Raw genomic sequence first — 18,578 nt, forward strand, 5'->3', positions numbered from 1 at the left:
CAATGACCACCACCCCAGGTATCCACCGGGACGACACCGCTCCTTCCACGACGACCGAGGAGGGCAGGAAGGTCGCCGGAGTCGCGGCCGAGGAGGCCCAGCACGTGGCCGGCGAGGCCAAGGACCAGGTACGCCGCCTGGTCGACGAGACCCGCGACCAGGCCCTCGACCAGGCCACCACGCAGCGCGACCGGCTGGTCGACACGCTCCGCACCTTCGGCGACGACCTCGACACGATGGCCTCGAACGGCGGGACCTCCGGTCTGGCCGCCGAGGTCGCCCGCCAGGCCGCCGACCGGGTGCGCTCGTTCGGCAGCAGTCTCGACGGCCGTGAACCCGGCGAGATCCTCGACGACCTGCGCGGCCTCGCGCGGCGCCGGCCCGGGATGTTCCTGCTCGGCGCGCTGACCGCCGGCCTCGTCGTCGGCCGGCTGGCCCGCGGCGCGGCCTCGTCCTCGGGCGACCACGCCGGCCCCAGCACGAGCGACGTCACGGCGGAGCACCCCGTCATGACCACCTCGAGCACGACGTACCCGACCGTCGACCCGCTCGCGACGAACGTGCCGACCTCCTCGACGTTCGAGGAGCCTGCGGTCTACCAGGACGCCCCGCGATGAGTGGGCCGGACATCAGGACCGGGGGCGCACCGGGCCAGGACCGCAGCCTCGGCGAGATCGTGCACGACATCGCCGGCGACCTGAGCACGCTGGTGCACCAGGAGCTCGACCTCGCCAAGACCGAGATCAAGCAGGAGGCGGCCCGGGCGGGCCGCGGAGCAGGTCTGCTCGGCGGTGCCGGCGTCGCCGGCCTGCTGACCCTGATCTTCGCGTCGCTGGCGCTGACCTACCTGCTGGACAACTGGCTGCCTGCCGAGGCAGCCGCACTCATCGTGGCCGCGATCTGGCTGGTCGCCGCCGCAGTGCTCGCGTCATCGGGCCGCAAGGCCCTCAAGGAGACCAACCCCGCGCTGCCCGAGACGCAGCGCTCACTCAAGGAGGATGCCCGATGGGCCAGTCAACAGAAGAGCTGAACAGCGAGATCGCCGGCACGCGTCAGGCCCTGTCGTCCGACCTGGACGCGTTGCAGGACAAGGTGAGCCCGAGCGCGATCATCGAGCGCCGCAAGGCCGAGGCCCGCGGACGCCTGTCCGGCATCAAGGACAGCGTGATGGGGAGCAGCAGTGCAGCGACCTCGTCGGTCGGCGACACCGCCCACGGCGCCGTGCGGTCGGCGGAGAGCTCGGTGCAGGGGAGCCCGCTCGCCGCGGGCCTCGTCGCCTTCGGCACCGGCCTGCTCGTGGCCGCTCTCGTGCCGGCCAGCGCCACCGAGGCGAAGGCCGGCCAGAAGCTGGTCGACACCGCCAAGGAGCACGGCCAGCCCGTGGTCGACCAGGCCAAGGCCGCCGGCCAGGAGCTCGCCGAGGGTCTGAAGGGCCCGGCCACGGATGCGGTCCAGGAGGTCAAGGACACCGCCCAGCAGTCGGCCGGGCGGGTCCAGGACCAGGGCCAGTCGTCGGTCGAGAACGTCCGGTCCGACCACCAGGTCTGACCGCCCCGAGCCGTACGCCGGCCCCCACGGTCGGCGTACGGCTCAACCGGCTCCGGCAACGTCACTCTCACGCCACCGTCATCGGATCGAGGTATGTCATGGCCAGCCCCGCTGACGGGTACTCGTCACCTGTGGGGAAGACCGGTCCGTTGAGGATCTGCCTGATCGCCTCGAGCCGCTTCCCGATCAGGGAGCCGTTCGCCGGCGGGCTCGAGGCGCACACCTTCGCCCTCGCCGGCGAGCTGCACCGGCGTGGCCACGTCATCTCCGTGTTCGCAGCACCCGGCTCCCGCCTGGGGTTCCCGGCCGATGAGCTGGGCGTGTCGTCCTTCCGCCAGAGCGCGGCGGCGCGGGCCGACGTGGGCGCCCCGCCCCAGCGCTGGATGGAGGAGCATCACGCCTACCTGGGGCTGATGCTGAGGCTCGCGTCCCACGGCGCCCGGGACTTCGACGTCGTGGTCGACAACAGCCTGCACCACCTGCCCGTGGCCATGGCGCCGGCCGTCCCCGTCCCGATGGTGACGATCCTGCACACCCCACCCCTGCCCTGGCTCGAGTCCGCCGTGGACGTGGCGGGGTCGACGGGCACGTTCGTGGCGGTGAGTGCCGCGATGAGCCGCGCGTGGGCCCACGCGGTGCCCTCGACGACCATCCGCAACGGGGTCGACCCGGCGCGCTGGACGCCGGGGCCGGGCGGACCCGACGCGGTGTGGTCGGGCCGGATCGCGCCCGAGAAGGCCCCTCACGAGGCGCTGGACGCCGCCCTGCTGAGCGGTCGAGCGATCACCCTCGCGGGGCCGGTCATGGACCGTGGCTACTTCGACGCCGAGATCGGCCCTCGCCTGGGGCCCCGCGCCAGGTACGCCGGCCACCTCGACCACACCGCCCTCGCCCAGCTGGTCGGAGCGTCCGGCGTGGCCCTGGTGACTCCCACCTGGGACGAGCCCTTCGGGCTGGTCGCGGCCGAGGCGATGCTGTGCGGCACACCGGTCGCGGCGTACGCCCGCGGGGGACTGGTCGAGGTCGTCGCACACGAGACCGGCCGACTGGCAGGCGCGGACGACGTCGAGGGCCTGGCCCTGGCTGTCGACGCGGCGGCTGCACTGGACCGCGTGGCCGTGCGTGCGCACGCCGAGTCGGTGCACGGTCTCTCGCGGATGGTCGATGAGTACGAGCGGCTCTTCGGCGACATGCTCTCCGGGCAGGCCGCCGCATGATCGGCTACTACGTGCACCACGTCGGAGCCGGGCACCTGAACCGGGCCCGCGCCGTCGCCGAACGGAGCCGGGTCACGGTCACGGGGCTGTCGTCCCTCGCCGAGCCAGCGGACTGGCCGGGTCCGTGGGTGCGCCTCGACCGCGACGACCTGGCCGAGACGCCGGCCGACGTCACGGCCGGCGGCCTGCTCCACTGGGTACCCCTGGAGGACACCGGTCTGCGCCACCGGATGTCCGCCATCTCCGCCTGGATCGCCGCGGAGCGACCTCGGCTGGTCGTCAGCGACGTCTCGGTGGAGGTGGCGCTGCTGGCCCGGCTGCACGGCGTGCCGGTCATCTCGGTGGTTCTCCCCGGCGACCGGGGGGACCCGGCCCACCGCGCCGGCTTCGCCGTCAGCAGCGGACTGGTGGCCGCCTGGCCCCGACGTGCCGTCGGCATGGTGCGAGGACTGACGTCGGCGGACCAACGCCGGCTCCAGCACCTGGGCGGGCTCTCCCGGCTCCCGGTCGCTGGCATCAGGCCTGCGGCGGGAAGCGCCCGGACGGTGCTGGTCCTCTCGGGCCGTGGAGGCGGGCATCCGAGCAGGGACGAGGTCGCCGCCGCGGCCGCCGATGCGCCCGAGTGGCGCTGGCGGGTGCTCGGCGGCTCGGGCCAGTGGAGCGACGATCCCTCCGGAGCGCTGGCGGCTGCCGACGTCGTGGTGCTGCAGGCCGGGCAGAACGCCGTGGCCGACGTGGCGGCCAGCCGACGACCCGCGGTCGTCGTGGCGGCCGAGCGCCCGTTCGGCGAGCAGGTCGCCACCGCCTCGGTGTTGGAGGGGGACTCCTGGCCGTGCCGGGTGCTCCCGACCTTCCCGTCGAGCGGGTGGCCCGCCCTTCTCGACGAGGTCGCCGCCCTGGACGGGTCGACGTGGAGCGCGTGGTGCGACGGCGACGCCGCCGACCGCTTCGCCGGCTACCTCGAGTCGTTCGTCCTGGCGCCGGCGGGCCGGTCATGACCCCCCGGGTCGCCGTGGTGACCATCGCCCACGGCCGGCACCGACACCTCGAGCGCCAGCACGCGTCCCTGGCAGCGTCGAGCGTGCTGCCCGAGATGCACGTGGTCGTGGCCATGGACGACGTCGTCCTCGAGCGCTGGCGTCCGGATGGTCCGCTGAGGACGCAGGTGCTCCGCAGTCCCACAGGTCGGCACGGCCTGCCGCTCGCAGCCGCTCGCAACCGTGGCTTCGAGCACGCGATCGCCGCCGGTGCGGACGTGGTGATCGGGCTCGACGTCGACTGCCTGGTCGGCCCGCGCACGGTCGCCGGCTACCGCGACGCCGTACGCGACCAGCCCGACGTCCTGTGGTCGGGCCCGGTCACCTACCTCCCTCGCGAGGCTCGCGAGTGCGCCCTCGAGGACCTCGCGGAGCTCGACGCCCCGCACCCGGCCCGACCTGCGCCCCGACCTGGTGAACGCACCCTCGACGGCAACCCCGACCTCTTCTGGTCCCTCTCGTTCGCGGCGCACGCCACCGGATGGGCGGCGGTGGGCGGGTTCTGCGAGGAGTACGTCGGGTACGGCGCCGAGGACACCGACCTCGGGTGGTCGTGGGCGGCGTCCGGCCGCTCGCTCGGGTGGGTGGGGGACGCCCGCGCCTATCACCAGCACCACGAGAGCGAGAACCCTCCGGTGCAGCACCTCGACGACATCGTGCGCAACGGCGAGGTGTTCGCCCGGCGATGGGGTCGCTGGCCGATGGAGGGCTGGCTGGCCCAGTTCGAGCAGATGGGCCTGGTGTCCCGCGAGCCGGACGGGTCGTGGGTTCGGACCGCGAGCGAGGCAGCCCGATGACCGAGCTCCTCACCGCGCGCGCGACCGGATCGCGCCAGGTCGTGGTCGCCTCCGTGCCCTCCGGCCACGTGTACGTCCGGCACCTCGCCGCCGAGGACGAGTCCCAGGTACGCCGGCTGCCGGATCCCGATCCGGCCGACCCGCAGCGCTCGGCGGAGCAGGCCTGGTGGCCGCCGGTCATGCTCGACCCTGCGTGGATCCGCGCGGCCGAGTTCGACGTCTTCCACCTCCAGTTCGGGTTCGACGCCTGGAGTCCCGACCGGCTCCACGAGGTGGTCGCGGCACTCCGAGCGCGCCGCAAGCCCTTCGTGTACACCGTGCACGACCTGCGCAACCCGCACCACGAGGCCCGCGAGCTGCATGACGCCCAGCTCGACGTGCTGGTGCCGGCGGCGGACGCACTCGTCACCCTGACCGACGGCGCGGCCGCGGAGATCCTGCACCGGTGGGGGCGCGCGGCCCACGTCGTACCGCACCCACACGTCGTCGACCTGGATCTGATGGACACGATCCGCGCACGGCACGTCGCTTCCTCTGGCGCCCCGCGGGTCGGCCTGCACGTGAAGAGCCTGCGGTCGGGGATGAGCCCCGAGCGGCTGCTCCCGACCCTGCTGCAGTTCGCCGCGGCGACTCCCGGCGCCGTGCTCCAGGTCAACGGGCACCGGGACGTCCTGGAGCCGACCGGCGCCCGGTACGACGAGGCGCTGGCCAGGCGGCTGCGCGCGGCGGCCGACGACGGCCTGGTCGACCTCCGCGTGCACGACTTCATGTCCGACGACGAACTGTTCGACTACCTCGCCTCGCTCGACGTGTCCGTGCTGCCCTACCGCTTCGGGACGCACTCGGGATGGCTGGAAGCCTGTCGTGACCTGGGCACCACCGTGGTGGCGCCCAGCTGTGGGCACTACGCCGACCAGGGGTCGGTCGTCACCTACGAGCACGACGAGGACCGCTTCGACGCCGCCTCCCTGCACCGGGCCCTGCAGCAGGCTGTGGCCCAGCCCGGCCTGGGTGCCATGACGGCGGGAGAGCGGCGGGCCCAGCGCGCTGGGGTGGCCGCCTTCCACGTGGGGCTCTACCGGGAGCTGATGGAGCGCACCCGCCGTTCCGGCGGCTGACCCGGGTCAGCGCGGCCGGATCGGGTACCGCTTGCCCATGACTCCTTCTTCGAGCTCCGCCGCCCGCGGGCGGTCGCCCCGGTGAGCCGCAACGTACGCACGGTCGCGGCCACCCCCTCGGCGGTGTGGCAGGTGCTGTCGGACGGATGGCTCTTCCCGGTCTGGGTGGTCGGCGCCTCGCGGATGCGTGAGGTCGACGGCCACTGGCCGGAGGTCGGGGCCAAGCTGCACCACTCGGTGGGGATCTGGCCGGCCCTCATCAACGACAACACCGAGGTGCTGGAGGCGCTGCCCGACCACCTGCTGCGGCTGCGGACCCGGGGGTGGCCGGCCGGCGAGGCGGAGGTCGTCCTCCGCCTCGAGGCCGTCGGCGCCGGCACCCGGATCACCCTCGACGAGGACGCCGTCCAGGGGCCCGGGTCCTTCATGCCTCGCGCCCTGCGCACCCCCGCACTCGCGTGGCGCAACACTGAGACGTTGCGACGGCTGGGCTTCGTCGTGGAGAACCGACAGGAGGGCGCGGCGTGAGGGCGCTGACGTGGCAGCCGGTGACGAGCCTGGTCGGCCGGTGACCTCGCCGAGCTACGACGCCGTGGTGGTCGGCGCCGGGCCCAACGGCCTGGTCGCCGCCAACCGGCTGGCCGACGCCGGCTGGTCGGTCGTCGTGCTCGAGGCCCAGCCCAGCGTCGGCGGCGCGGTCCGCAGCGACCGCGACGTGCACCCGGCCTTCGTGCACGACACCTTCAGCTCCTTCTACCCGTTGGCAGCCGCGTCGCCGACACTCACGTCGTTCGACCTCGAACGCCACGGTCTGCACTGGCGGCACGCGCCCGCCGTGCTCGGTCACCCGCTGCCGGACGGGAGCTGGGCGCTCCTGCACCGCGACCGGGAGGTCACGGCCGGCCTTCTCGAGGGGCAGCACGCCGGCGACGGTGACGCCTGGCTCGCCCTCTGCGCCACCTGGGACCGGATCGGCAGCCAGCTGGTCGAGGGACTGCTGACCCCGTTCCCACCCGTACGGGTCCTGCCACGCCTGGCCCTCGGGCTCCGACGCGCCGGCGGACTCGGCACGGTGCGGTCGCTGCTGACGCCCGTGGAGTCCCTCGGGAGGCAGCTGTTCGGCGGTGTCCACCCTCGTCTCCTGCTGGCGGGCAACGCCGGCCACGCCGACATCCCGCTGGACGCTCCCGGGTCCGGCCTGATGGGCACGCTGATGTCGATGCTCGGTCAGACCGTCGGGTTCCCCGTGCCCGAGGGTGGCGCCGGCGCGCTGGCCTCGGCCCTGGCGGACCGGTTCACGGCGCTGGGTGGCGAGATCCGGGTGGGGAGGACGGTCGAGCGGGTGCTGGTCGACGGGCGCCGGGCCACCGGCGTGCGCACGGCGGACGGCGAGCGGTACGCCGCGCGGCACGCCGTCATCGCCGACGTGGTCGCGCCGCGCCTCTACGGCGGGCTGGTCCGGCCCGAGGACCTGCCGCCGAGCGTGCTGCGCTCCATGGCGCGCTTCGAGCTGGACCCGGGCACGGTCAAGGTGGACTGGGCCCTCGACGGCCCCGTGCCCTGGGCGTCGCCGCCGCCGTACGCACCCGGCACCGTGCACGTCGCCGACTCGCCCGAACAGGTCGCCGAGACGTTCGCGCAGATCGCCGCCGAGCACATCCCGGCCGACCCCTTCCTGCTGGTCGGCCAGATGTCGACGGCCGATCGCACCAGGTCCCCGGCGGGCACGGAGTCCCTGTGGGCCTACACGCACGTCCCGCAGGGCACTGCGGGCGACGCCGGTCGCGAGGGCATCCGCGGCGTCTGGGACGACGACGACTGCCAACGGTTCGCCGATCGCATGCAGGCCCGTCTCGAGCGACTCGCGCCCGGGTTCGGCAGCAAGATCCTGGCCCGGCGCGTGCTCGGGCCGCGACAGCTCGAGGAGCGGGACGCCAACCTGGTGGGCGGGGCCATCAACGGGGGGACGGCCCAGCTGCACCAGCAGCTGGTGTTCCGACCGGTGCCCGGGTGGGGTCGGGCGGAGACCCCGATCCGGGGGCTCTTCCTCGGGTCGGCGTCGGCCCACCCGGGCGGAGGCGTGCACGGCGCCTGCGGCAACAACGCCGCCCGCGCTGCGCTCGCGCACCGTCGGCTGCGGCTGGGCCGGCGCTGATCCCACCCGCGGGACTGGCCGCGCGCGTCCTGGGTACCCGGAGGACCTACTCGACCTGGAGGTCCCATGCCTGCGTCCCGCCCCCGCACCACCGCGTCCACCGACGCGATCGTCCTGCTCAAGAACGACCATCGCGAGATCAAGAAGGTCTTCGCCGACTTCCAGCGGCTCGGCGACGGTGCCCTGAAGTCCAAGCAGCGCCTGGTGGACAAGATGATCGAGCTGCTCACGGTGCACACCTACATCGAGAACGAGGTGATGTACCCGCGGGTCCGCGCCCTGCTGCCCGACCTCGAGGACGACATCCTGGAGTCCTACGAGGAGCACCACGTCGCGGACGTCCTGGTCGTGGAGCTGGCCGGCATGTCCGCCTCCGACGAGCGCTTCACCGCCAAGACGACGGTGCTCATCGAGAACGTCACCCACCACATCCAGGAGGAGGAGGACGACTGGTTCCCCCAGGTCCGCAAGGGCCTCGGGCGCAAGGCCCTCCAGGAGATCGGCCAGGAGATGGCCGATGCCCGCAAGTCCGCACCCCGCCGGCCGTCCCAGCCGAGCGCGTTGAAGAAGACCGTCGACGCCATCATCGCCTGACGGCGGGAGACACGTGCGCACCCGCCGGCCGGGTGAACCTCAGCCGGGGCGCTGCGCGGCGTCCATCAACGGTTTCGCCAGCACGCCGTGCAGGAGGACCGAGGCCACGACGGTGAAGGCGACGGTCGACCACAGCCAGTCCTGTCCGAGCTCCGGGGCCTGGCCGGCGGCGTACGCGAGGTAGTAGATGGAGCCCACACCTCGCACGCCGAAGAACGCGGTGGCCCAGCGTTCGCGTCGGTCCAGGCCGCCCACCTCGTGGTCCGGCCGACGCCGCGCCGACAGGGCGAGCAGCGCGGATCCGGGCCGGACGACGAGGAGCAGCGCCAGGCCGATGCCCACCCCGCGCCAGTCGAGGCTGCCGAGGAGCCCACGGGTGAGCGCGATGCCCAGGACCAGGAGGATGAAGAGGGTCAGCAGTCGCTCGAGCCGCTCGACCACCTGGTGCATGGCCGCGTGGTAGTCGTGGCTCCGCTCGGCCGAGCGGAACGTCATCGCGCAGGCGAAGACCGACAGGAAGCCGTATCCGCCGGCCACGTCGCCGAGCCCGTACGCCGTCACCAGGGCGGCGACGGCCAGCAGCGACTCGCCGCGCTCGGCGACCCGCAGTGAGTCCCGGCGGGAGCGGAACGCCACCCGCGCGAGGAGCCAGCCGACGCCGATGCCGACGAGCACCCCGACGACGACCTTGCCGACCAGGTACCAGCCCAGCCACTCGGCCCACCAGCCGGAGATCGAGCCCTGGGTGGCGAGCAGGATCGCCAGGTAGACGAACGGGAACGCCAGGCCGTCGTTGAGGCCGGCCTCGGAGGTCAGGGCGAAGCGGACGTCGTCCTGCTCCACCTCGTGCTCGCCGGTGCTCGGTCCGGCGACCTGGACGTCGGAGGCCAGCACCGGGTCGGTGGGTGCGAGGACGGCGCCGAGCAGCACCGCGGCCGCGGGCGCCAACCCCGCCGCCCATCCCAGGAGTGCCACCGCCGCGATCCCGATCGGCATGGCGATCACCAGCAGCCGCCAGGTCGCCGACCACCCGCCGTACGTGGACCGGCGCAGGAGGTGTAGCGGTCGGTCCAAGGCCAGCCCGACGCCCATCAGCGCCACCAGGACGGTCACCTCGGTGACGTGCTCGATGACCGCGCCGTTCGACTGCGGGTCGAGGGGGAGACCGTCCGGGAGCGGGGTCAGCCCGAGCAGCAGGCCGACGCCGACCAGCACGATCGCCGGCGAGAGCGGCCAACGGCTCAGGAGGTCCGGCAGGACCACCGCCAGCAGCAAGGAGAGCCCCGCCACGACGTAGGTCAGGTCGGCACTCATGGCACCACGGAGTACCCGGTATCCGGCACGTCATGCCGGCACCATCGCTCTGCGTGGATCCGGTCAGGCCGCAGGGCCTCCCACCCGCACCCGGTCGTCGGTGACGGGTCGGGTGGCCGGCTCGGTGACGATGCCGTGGCGGACCGCCCAGAGCACGGCCTGCGACCGAGAGCGTGCCTGGATCTTGCGGTACGCGGCGCGGATGTAGGTCTTGATGGAGTTCGTGCTCAACGACAGGGTCTCCGCGATCTCGTGGTTGGTCAGGCCGGCGGCGATGAGACCGATGACCTCGTGCTCGCGTGGTGTGAGACCCACCTGCCGGGCGGCCGAGGAGTCGTCCGCGACCTTGCGTACGACGGTCTCGCCCGAGGCCACAGCGCGCAGCGCGTCGGCGAGCTCGTCCGCGGGGAGGAGCTTGGACACGCAGCCGGCGGCCCCGTGGGCCAGCGCGATCGCGACCATGTCGTCGGGCAGCTGCCAGGAGTAGACGACGACGCGTCCTCCGGCCGGCCTTCCGACCAGGCGGTCCAGGGTGACTTCGGACAGCGGCAGGCGGGCGAACGTGTCGTGCAGCGTCACGTCCACGAAGGTGGCCAGGCCCCCGCCGGGGCTCGGCGGCACGAGCGCCAGGTCGTCGTACGGCGCCAGCATCGCCGCGAGGCCGAGGGTCACCAGCTCGGGCTCCTCGGCGACCGCGACCCGGACCGGCGTCGCGGAGGGCTTCGTCTGCGTCATGGCGACGAGGTACCCGTTCGGGCGAATCCGATTCCCGCACCCCGGGCAAGACTGGCCGGATGGGGAGCGTGCGGGTCGGCATCTCGGGATGGCGGTACCCGGGGTGGCGCGGTGACTTCTACCCGCGCGGCCTCCCGCAGCGACGCGAGCTCGAGTACGCCGCCGGGCGGCTCGGGACGGTCGAGATCAACGGCTCCTTCTACTCCCTGCAGCGGCCGGACTCGTACCGGCGCTGGCGCAGCGAGGTGCCCGGCGACTTCGTCTTCGCGGTGAAGGGCGGCCGGTACATCACCCACCTGAAGCGGCTCCGGGACGTGCACACGCCGCTGGCCAACTTCTTCGCCTCCGGCGTGCTGGCCCTGGGTCCGACGTTGGGTCCCTTCCTCTGGCAGCTGCCCGAGCGGTTGGCCTTCGACCCCACGGTGCTCGACAGCTTCCTGAGCCTGCTCCCGCGGACGACGGTCGAGGCCGCGAGCCTGGCCGCCCACCATGACGAGAAGGTGCCGGACGAGCGGACCGTGCTGGAGGCCGAGGACGACCGGCCGCTGCGGCACGCCTTGGAGTTCCGCCACCCGTCGTTCGCATCCGAGGCGGCGTACCGGGTCCTGCGCGAGCACGGCGTCGCCGTCGTGGTCGCCGAGTCGGCCGGCCGGTGGCCGCGGGTCTTCGAGGTGACATCCGACCTGGTGTACGTGCGGCTGCACGGCGACCGGGAGCTCTACGCCAGCGGGTACTCGCCACGTGCGCTGGACGAGTGGGCGGAGCGCTGCCGTGCGTGGGTGGCCGACGGGCTCGACGTGGTCGTGTACTTCGACAACGACGCGAAGGGCTTCGCGCCGCACGACGCGGTCGCGCTGCAGCGGCGACTGACGTGATGGACGGCTGGTCGTGCCCCGCGTGGGTACGTTCGAGGCATGAGCGCATCGGACCCGAACGACGTCCAGGAGTCCACACCCGGTTCGTCCGGTCCCGAGCGGGCCGAGGGAGGGATGGGCGTCAGCAGCGAGCGGACCGGGTCGACCGGTCCCGGCCAGCACACCACCGACGGGCTCAGGGACACCTCGACCGACGACTCCGACGTCCCGCGCGAGGACCTGCCGCCCGAGCAGCGCCCCGACGTCGATGAGGAGAACCCCGTGGGGATCGAGCCGAAGGCGGGGTATCCCTCGCTGGACCCGCGCAGCGACGCCTGAGCCCGGGGCTCAGTCCTCCCAGGGCGGGGAGTCGTCCATCTTGGCGTAGTACTTGGCGAGGTGGCTCTTCACGCGGTCGCGGTCCCGTGCCGGGAGGTCGACGCCACCGCGACCGCCGACCATGACGTTGCCCGCGGCCATCACGCCGCGCGGTACGGCGACGAGCTTGCCGTCGACCACGTCGGCGACGAGCAGCTTGTACGCCGTGAAGTTCTGCTGCTTGTCGGCGTCGTACCAGACGTGCGCGTCGCGGTACTTCTGGTTCGGCTCGTCCTCGGCGCCGGCCCAATGACGCACCCGCTTCTCGGCGGCGTCCCCGTCCCACTCGCGGTCCCTGTCCGCCAGCGGCAGGTCCTGGAAGCCGGTCACGGCCATGTCGATCTCCTTTCAGGCATCTCCTGCCAGTACGTCTCCGGCCTCAGACGCGGGGCAGGACCTCGCGCCCGTAGAACTCGACCATCGCCTGGTGGTGCGGGCCCATGTTGGCGACGTACAGCTCGTCGTACCCCGCCTTCTCGTACTCACGGACCTGCTCCAGGTGCGCCTCCGGATCCTTGCCCGCCACCACGGACTCGCGGGTGCTCTCCTCGGTGACCAGCTGCGAGGCCTGCTCGAAGTGCTTGGGGGATGGCAGCACCTGGGCGAGCTCGCCCGGCAGGCCGCTGTTGGCCCAGAGCCGGTGCGCGTGCGCGACGCCCTCGTCGACCGTGTCGGCGTACGCCACCTTGGTACCGGCCTGCGCGGGCTTGCCGCCCGTCGCCTCCTTGAAGCGCTGCACCAGCTCGGGGTCCGCCTGCGTGGAGATGTACCCGTCGCCGATGCGGGCGGCGACGTCGGTGGCCTTGGGGCCGAAGCCCGACACGTACACGGGCGGCGGCTCGTCGGGGAGCGTGTAGATGCGCGCGTGGTCGACCCGGTAGTGGGTGCCGGTCCGCGTCACGAAGCCGCCCTCCCACAGCTCCCGCATCAACGCGACCGCCTCCTCGAGCATCTCCAGACGGGTGTCGATGGACGGCCAGACGTCGCCGAGCACGTGCTCGTTGAGGGCCTCGCCGGTGCCGACGCCGAGGGTGAACCGACCGTTGGTCATCACGGCCGCGGTGGCGGCCGCCTGCGCGACGATCGCCGGGTGGATGCGCACGGTCGGGCAGGTGACGGCCGTGGTCACCGGCAGGGAGCACGCCTGGGAGATCGCGCCGATCACCGACCAGACGAAGGGGCTCTGGCCCTGCTCGTCGTTCCACGGGTGGAAGTGGTCGCTGATCCAGAGTCCCTCGAACCCGGCGCGCTCGGCGGCCACGGCCTGGGCGACCAGGTCGGCCGGTCCGTACTCCTCGCAGGACAGGAAGTATCCGATCTTCACGCGCCGGATGTACCCAGGTGGGTGACTCCTATCCGTGCCCGGCGGTCACGAGTGGGAGGCCTTGCCACCCTGGCGGCCCGCCTTCTTCTTCTGCGCGGTCGTGCCGCCCTGGCTGCTGTCGCTCTTCTTCGTGGACTTGCCACCGTGCTTCGACGCGTCGGGGGAGTTGGCGATCCTGGCCGCCCGTTCCTTCGACATGCCCTTGTCCTTGAGAGCCTCGTACTGCTTCTCGTTCTTGACGTGTGCCGCCTTGCCCGGCATCGCGCACCTCCTCGGATGAAAGAGGTCCCGTACCCCACTCACGCAGAGGCATGCCGACCTGACAGAATCCGAGCAGCGGCCGCCAGGCTGCGACTACGAAGGCTCAAACAACGGGCCCGCGGTCTTGATGCACGACTGAGGGCACGTGACGCCGACGGGACGCGACATGACGTTGTTGGCCCGCGCAGCGCGGGACATCCATGCGGCGGCGACGCCCGCCGAGCAGCTGGCCGTCATCGTCGCCAGCGCCGCGGAGGCCCTTCCGGGCATCGACCACGTCGGCATCTCCCGGGCCTATGCCGACGGGCGCCTGGAGACCGTGGCCGCCAGCGACGACCTCGTGCGTCGGTTCGAGGAGCTCGAGCGCAAGCACGCCGAGGGGCCGTGCATGTACGCCGCCCTGGACGACGCCGTGGTGAGGTCGGTGCCGGCGCGGTTCGAGCAGCGCTGGCCGGCGTACATCAAGGATGCGCTCCAGTTGGGGCTGAAGGCCCAGATCGGCATGCGGCTGCACACCGACGACAACGAGATGGCTGCGCTCAACCTGTACTCGACGACGACCGAGGAGCTCACCGGCGAGACCGAGGACCTCGCCGAGCTCTTCGCGGCGTACGCCGCCATCTCCCTTGGTCGCACGATGACCGAGAGCCACCTCAACTCCGCCCTCATCACGCGCCGGGTCATCGGCCAGGCCACCGGGATCATCATGGCCAGGTTCAAGGTCTCCGACGAGCGAGCCTTCAGCTACCTGACCCGGCTCTCCAACAGCCGCAACGTCAAGCTGCGTGAGATCGCCGAACGGATCGTCAGCGAGGCCAACGACGAGGCCAACGACGAGGCCCACGACGAGGCCCACGACGGGGCCTGACGACGGGCTGACGACGGGCTGACGACGGCATTGACGACGGGCCCGAGGCGACGTCGGCGACCCCTGAGCCTCACCCGGCAGGGCGTAGTGGGTCGCGCGTGGACCGGGCTAACTTCGAGGAACGCCCTGGGGTCGCCACCCGACCCCGACTCCGGCTCCTGACGAACCTCCTGCTCGAACAGCGCGGCAGGACCGCCCCGTGACCCGAGGGAACACATGTCCCGCCTGGACGACGTCGGCCGTGCACCCTCCGGCCGAGCACCCCACACCTGCACCACCGTCGACAAGGTCAGTGCTGTCGACGACGCCGAGCGTCGTCGGCTGACCGACGAGGCGTTCGCCCGTTGTCACCGCCCGGGCGTCGACGCCGAGACCCGCCGGCAGGCCATCGACCAGGTCGTGTTGAGCAACGTCGGCGTGGCTCGCGGCCTGGCCGCCGCCCACCGTGACAAGGGCGTGCCGCGCGAGGACCTCGACCAGGTCGCGTACACCGCCCTCGTGGCGGCCGCGCAGCGGTTCCGCCCCGGCGAGGGCCGTGACTTCTTGTCGTTCGCGGTGCCCACCATCCGTGGCGAGCTGAAGCGCCACTTCCGGGACTACGGATGGACCGTGCGTCCGCCACGACGAGTCCAGGAGATCCACCTCCAGGTGCTGACAGCGCGCGACGCGCTGGCGCAGCGCCTGGATCGGGCACCCACGCCGCACGAGATCGCCAGCGAGCTCGGGGAGTCCGACCTCCACGTGGCCGAGGCCCTGCGACTGGACGGATGCTTCGCCCCGTCCTCGCTCGACCAAGCCGTGGGAAGCGGCGACGGGACGCTCGGCGACCTGCTGCCCGAGGCTGAGGAGCACGTGTACGACGCGGCGGACGCGCGCGTCATGCTCGGCCCGGCGATCCGCAGGCTCGGGCGCCGGGACCGTGACGTGCTGCGCATGCGCTTCTTCGAGGGGCTCACCCAGCAGGAGATCGGCGAGCGGCTCGGCGTCACCCAGACGCAGGTGTCGCGCATCCTCACCCGGATCACCGGCGAGCTGCGCAAGGCCGTGACACGTGAGGAGGACAGGGAGACGGTGCTGGCCGGCTGAGCGTGGATCCCTGTCGCGGGGGCACAGGGCACCGGAGCCGAGGTGGTGGTCCGTCTGCACGCCGCCGGTCCGGGCGCCGAGGTCGAGATCCGGGCGTTCAGCGCACGTGCGGCAGCGTCATCACGAACCTCGTGCCCCGCTCGTCCGTGGCCGGGACGTACTCGACCTCGCCGCCGTGGCGACGGGCGATCAACCGCACGAGGTACAGGCCCAGCCCGCTGGCCCGGTTCGGGCCGGCACTGGCGAACATGTCGAACAGTCGTGGCGCCAGCTCCGGTGGGATGCCCTCGCCGCGGTCGGAGACGGTGATCCGGACGGAGAGCTCGTCGGAGCTGACCGACAGGCTCACAGGCGGACTGCCGTGCCGCACGGCGTTGTCGAGGAGGTTGTCCAGGGACTGGCCGAGGCGCACGGCGTCGACCAGCAGGACGACGTCGGTCGGTTCTCGCAGCTCGATGTCTGCGCCCGGGTGGAGGTTCCTGGCCCGTGCGACCGCTCCGGCGAGGATCTCGCTCAGTGTCGTCTCGACGAGCTGCATCTCCAGCCGTTCGGCGTGCAGGCGGGACGCCGTCGTCAGGTCGCGGGCCAGCCGGTGCAGTCGTTGGGCGCTGGAGCCGATGCCGTCGATCGTCTCGTCGCGCTCGTCGGCCGAGAGCGTCGGCCACGACGAGCGCAGCAGGCGCGCCGACCCGTCGATCACGGCGGTGGGGTTGCGCAGCTCGTGCGCGGTGAGGGCGAGCACCTCGGTCTGCCGGGCGATCAGCTCCTGGCGCTCACGCTCGGCGTCGCGCTGGTCGGTCCGGTCCCGGGTGACCTTGGCGAACCCCCGGTGCTGTCCCCGGTCGTCGTACACGGGGGAGATCACCACGCTGGCCCAGAACCTGGTGCCGTCCTTGCGCACCCGCCAGCCCTCCTCGGCCAGCTGGCCGTCGGCCAGCGCCGTCTGCAGGTTGCGCTCGGGGTGCCCGTCCTCTTGTTCCTCGGGGAGGTAGAAGACACGGAAGTGCCGGCCGATGATGTCGTCGGCGGCGTAGCCCTTGATGCGGGCCGCACCGGCGTTCCAGCTGATGACCTGGCCGTGGACGTCGAGCAGGAAGATCGCGTACTCGCGGACGCCGCGCACCAGCAGCCGGAACCGCTCCTCGCTGCGCCGCAGGTCCTCCTCGGCCGCGCGCTGGTCGGTGACGTCCTGGACCTGGGCGAAGACGTAGAGGAGGCGTCGCTCGCTGTCGCGGATGGGCGCGAGGGTGACCATGACCCTCCCGGGACCGCGGGCGCCTTCCGGCAGGTCGTGCTCGAAGGACGCCTGCTGCCCCCCCGCAGCGAGAGCCTCCAGCTCCCGGTCCAGGTCGTCGCCGTGGCCGCTGGCCAGCTGGCCGTAGTCGACCCCGACGAGCTCCATCGGCGTGGCCCTGAACAGCGTGGCCAGCGCCTGGTTGGCGCGCACGATCCGTCCGGCGATCGTCAGGGTCGCCATGCCGATCGCGGCCTGGTCGAACAGCTCGCGGAACGACGCGACGTGCTCGTCCAGGACGGCCTGGCCCTCGTGGAGCGCGGCCTCGTCGGCGGCAGCCTCGTCGTCGAGGAGGCGCAGTCGAGAGGTCGGGCGGGCACCGGCCGGTACCCGGTCCTGGAACAGGCCGGCCAGCCGCGCCGGGATCTGGTCGAGAGGCGTGGACTTCTCGACGAAGGCGGCGGCGCCCAGCTCGCGCGCACGTGCGGCGAGGCGCACGTCCTCGAAGCCGCTGAACATCACCACGGCCGTGTCCGGACACAGCGCGACGATCGCGGGCAGAGCCTCCAGACCGTCCATCCGCGGCATGGAGGTGTCGAGCAGCAGCAGGTCCGGCCGGTGCCGGTACGCCAGCGCGATGGCCCGGTCGCCGTCGCCGCACTCCGCGACGACCTCGAACGAGCCCGCCGCCTCCAGCGCTCGACGGAGCAGGCGACGTACGTCGGCCGAGTCGTCGACGAGCACTACGCGCACCCGTGTGTCGTCCACACCCCCACTGTGCCCACCCGGGACGGTCCGATGCGCTGGACGGGGAGGTGCAGGGGTATTGCGCCACACCCTGGAGGTGGGATAATCCATCCACCTTCGACGAGCCCTGGGCGGCCCGAGCGCCCACTCACGCAGCCGAAGCATCGACCGTCCGGGCCCGTCGGCCCCGCATCGTCGGGGCCCCGTTCCTCTGTCACCAGGCGCCCCCAGGGGTGAGGTCCGCGTGCGAGCGCCCTGCCATGGTCGAGGGAAGGAGGGCCGACGATGGTGGGAACCAGGCACGCACGCGTGGTCGTGGTGACGGGCGCCTCGGCAGGCGTCGGGCGGGCCACGGCCATCGAGTTCGGACGCCAGGGCTGCGCGGTCGCCCTGCTGGCGCGCGGAGCGGTGGGACTGCGTGCGGCGTGCGACGAGGTGCGCGCGGCGGGTGGCACGGCGACGTACGTCGAGGTCGACACCAGCGACGGGCGGGCGGTCGAGGCGGCGGCCGACCGTGTCGAGCGCGAGCTGGGACCGATCGACATCTGGGTCAACGTGGCCTTCACGTCGGTCTTCGCGCGCTTCGTCGACATCGAGCCCGACGAGTTCGAGCGCGTCACCGACGTGAACTACCACGGGTACGTCAACGGGACGCGGTCCGCTCTGCGCCGGATGCTGCCTCGCGACGCCGGGGCGATCGTCCAGGTCGGCTCGACGCTGGCCTACCGAGGCATCCCGCTCCAGTCGGCGTACTGCGGCTCCAAGCACGCCACCCAGGGTTTCCACGAGTCGCTGCGCACCGAGCTGCTGCACGACGGCAGCAAGGTGAAGGTGACCATGGTCCAGCTGCCCGCGCTCAACACGCCGCAGTTCGCCTGGGTCCGGTCGCGACTGCCCGACCAGGCCCAGCCGGTGCCGCCGATCTACGAGCCCGAGGTGGCGGCTCGCACGATCGTCTGGGCGGCCGAGCACCCGAACCGGCGTGAGTACTGGTGCGGCGAGACCACGGCGCTGACCCTGCTCGCGAACGCCGTCGCCCCTGGGCTGCTCGACCGGTACCTCGGCCGCACCGGCGTGAAGGCGCAGCAGACCGGGCAGCCACGGGACCCCGACGATCCGGACAACCTGTGGGAGCCGTTGGACGGCGAGGGTGGTCGCGACTTCGGGACCCACGGCGCGTTCGACGACCGTTCGAAGGCCCACTCCCCGCAGGCGTGGGCGTCCCGGCACCACGGGGCGGTCTTCTCGGCTCTCGGTGCCATGGCGGCCGTGGGGCTGGCCGGCCTGGCCCGGCGCGGACGCTGAGGAGAC

The 18,578-nt window shown here is 72.6% G+C and carries 21 protein-coding genes; 15 read left to right on the plus strand and 6 right to left on the minus strand.

Annotated elements, in window-relative coordinates:
* Window positions 1-2 precede the first annotated feature (2 nt).
* From ISU07_RS21635 to ISU07_RS21680, 10 genes are all read left to right on the plus strand, one after another.
* Window positions 3-617, plus strand: coding sequence for a hypothetical protein (locus ISU07_RS21635; RefSeq protein ID WP_194708923.1), 615 nt, complete (start codon window positions 3-5; stop codon window positions 615-617).
* Window positions 614-1,030 (plus strand): phage holin family protein, encoded by a 417-nt coding sequence (locus ISU07_RS21640; RefSeq protein ID WP_194708924.1) that lies wholly within the window; start codon window positions 614-616, stop codon window positions 1,028-1,030. The genes ISU07_RS21635 and ISU07_RS21640 overlap by 4 nt, the downstream gene beginning before the upstream one ends.
* Window positions 1,006-1,548 (plus strand): DUF3618 domain-containing protein, encoded by a 543-nt coding sequence (locus ISU07_RS21645; RefSeq protein WP_194708925.1) that lies wholly within the window; start codon window positions 1,006-1,008, stop codon window positions 1,546-1,548. Before ISU07_RS21640 ends, ISU07_RS21645 begins: the two co-directional genes overlap by 25 nt.
* Window positions 1,549-1,646: 98 nt before the next feature.
* A complete protein-coding gene (locus tag ISU07_RS21650; protein ID WP_194708926.1) occupies window positions 1,647-2,765 on the plus strand; it encodes a glycosyltransferase in 1,119 nt (372 codons plus the stop codon).
* Window positions 2,762-3,763, plus strand: coding sequence for a glycosyltransferase family protein (locus ISU07_RS21655; protein WP_194708927.1), 1,002 nt, complete (start codon window positions 2,762-2,764; stop codon window positions 3,761-3,763). The genes ISU07_RS21650 and ISU07_RS21655 overlap by 4 nt, the downstream gene beginning before the upstream one ends.
* Entirely contained in the window at window positions 3,760-4,599 is an 840-nt protein-coding gene (locus ISU07_RS21660; protein WP_194708928.1) for a glycosyltransferase family 2 protein, read from the plus strand. Before ISU07_RS21655 ends, ISU07_RS21660 begins: the two co-directional genes overlap by 4 nt.
* Window positions 4,596-5,717 (plus strand): glycosyltransferase family protein, encoded by a 1,122-nt coding sequence (locus ISU07_RS21665; RefSeq protein ID WP_194708929.1) that lies wholly within the window; start codon window positions 4,596-4,598, stop codon window positions 5,715-5,717. Before ISU07_RS21660 ends, ISU07_RS21665 begins: the two co-directional genes overlap by 4 nt.
* Window positions 5,718-5,798: 81 nt before the next feature.
* Window positions 5,799-6,245, plus strand: a complete 447-nt coding sequence (locus tag ISU07_RS21670; protein ID WP_194708930.1) for an SRPBCC family protein — start codon at window positions 5,799-5,801, stop codon at window positions 6,243-6,245.
* Between the two features lie 40 nt (window positions 6,246-6,285).
* Complete coding sequence (locus tag ISU07_RS21675; protein WP_194708931.1) at window positions 6,286-7,872, plus strand: phytoene desaturase family protein; 1,587 nt, start codon at window positions 6,286-6,288, stop codon at window positions 7,870-7,872.
* A 66-nt stretch (window positions 7,873-7,938) separates the two neighbouring features.
* Entirely contained in the window at window positions 7,939-8,466 is a 528-nt protein-coding gene (locus tag ISU07_RS21680; RefSeq protein WP_194708932.1) for a hemerythrin domain-containing protein, read from the plus strand.
* Window positions 8,467-8,505: 39 nt separating this feature from the next.
* Here ISU07_RS21680 and ISU07_RS21685 read toward each other — a convergent pair whose 3' ends face one another.
* Complete coding sequence (locus ISU07_RS21685; RefSeq protein ID WP_194708933.1) at window positions 8,506-9,780, minus strand: cation:proton antiporter domain-containing protein; 1,275 nt, start codon at window positions 9,778-9,780, stop codon at window positions 8,506-8,508.
* Window positions 9,781-9,843: 63 nt separating this feature from the next.
* Entirely contained in the window at window positions 9,844-10,515 is a 672-nt protein-coding gene (locus tag ISU07_RS21690; RefSeq protein ID WP_194708934.1) for a helix-turn-helix transcriptional regulator, read from the minus strand.
* Window positions 10,516-10,574: 59 nt separating this feature from the next.
* On the opposite strand from ISU07_RS21690, the gene ISU07_RS21695 reads away from it, so the two are divergent.
* Both ISU07_RS21695 and ISU07_RS21700 read left to right on the plus strand, forming a co-directional pair.
* Window positions 10,575-11,390, plus strand: a complete 816-nt coding sequence (locus ISU07_RS21695; RefSeq protein ID WP_194708935.1) for a DUF72 domain-containing protein — start codon at window positions 10,575-10,577, stop codon at window positions 11,388-11,390.
* Between the two features lie 39 nt (window positions 11,391-11,429).
* The gene (locus ISU07_RS21700; RefSeq protein WP_194708936.1) at window positions 11,430-11,708 is read left to right on the plus strand and encodes a hypothetical protein; all 279 of its coding nucleotides are present in this window, start codon (window positions 11,430-11,432) and stop codon (window positions 11,706-11,708) included.
* A gap of 9 nt (window positions 11,709-11,717) precedes the next feature.
* Here ISU07_RS21700 and ISU07_RS21705 read toward each other — a convergent pair whose 3' ends face one another.
* The 3 genes from ISU07_RS21705 to ISU07_RS21715 are packed head-to-tail and all read right to left on the minus strand — an operon-like array spanning window position 11,718 to window position 13,332.
* Entirely contained in the window at window positions 11,718-12,083 is a 366-nt protein-coding gene (locus ISU07_RS21705; RefSeq protein WP_194708937.1) for a hypothetical protein, read from the minus strand.
* A 43-nt stretch (window positions 12,084-12,126) separates the two neighbouring features.
* On the minus strand, window positions 12,127-13,071 hold the full coding sequence (locus ISU07_RS21710; RefSeq protein WP_194708938.1) for a TIGR03557 family F420-dependent LLM class oxidoreductase: 945 nt from the start codon (window positions 13,069-13,071) through the stop codon (window positions 12,127-12,129).
* Window positions 13,072-13,116: 45 nt separating this feature from the next.
* Complete coding sequence (locus tag ISU07_RS21715) at window positions 13,117-13,332, minus strand: DUF7218 family protein (protein WP_194708939.1); 216 nt, start codon at window positions 13,330-13,332, stop codon at window positions 13,117-13,119.
* A gap of 166 nt (window positions 13,333-13,498) precedes the next feature.
* Between ISU07_RS21715 and ISU07_RS21720 the strand changes: the two genes are divergently transcribed.
* Window positions 13,499-14,200 (plus strand): ANTAR domain-containing protein, encoded by a 702-nt coding sequence (locus ISU07_RS21720; protein WP_194708940.1) that lies wholly within the window; start codon window positions 13,499-13,501, stop codon window positions 14,198-14,200.
* 216 nt (window positions 14,201-14,416) lie between these two features.
* The gene (locus ISU07_RS21725) at window positions 14,417-15,286 is read left to right on the plus strand and encodes a sigma-70 family RNA polymerase sigma factor (RefSeq protein WP_194708941.1); all 870 of its coding nucleotides are present in this window, start codon (window positions 14,417-14,419) and stop codon (window positions 15,284-15,286) included.
* 97 nt (window positions 15,287-15,383) lie between these two features.
* Here the strand turns inward: ISU07_RS21725 and ISU07_RS21730 are convergent, their stop codons facing one another.
* The gene (locus tag ISU07_RS21730; RefSeq protein ID WP_323742753.1) at window positions 15,384-17,288 is read right to left on the minus strand and encodes a PAS domain S-box protein; all 1,905 of its coding nucleotides are present in this window, start codon (window positions 17,286-17,288) and stop codon (window positions 15,384-15,386) included.
* Window positions 17,289-17,552: 264 nt separating this feature from the next.
* Between ISU07_RS21730 and ISU07_RS21735 the strand changes: the two genes are divergently transcribed.
* On the plus strand, window positions 17,553-18,572 hold the full coding sequence (locus tag ISU07_RS21735) for an SDR family oxidoreductase (RefSeq protein WP_194708943.1): 1,020 nt from the start codon (window positions 17,553-17,555) through the stop codon (window positions 18,570-18,572).
* Window positions 18,573-18,578: the final 6 nt, after the last annotated feature.

It is taken from the genome of Nocardioides islandensis, from assembly GCF_015352455.1.
Lineage (GTDB): Bacteria > Actinomycetota > Actinomycetes > Propionibacteriales > Nocardioidaceae > Nocardioides > Nocardioides islandensis.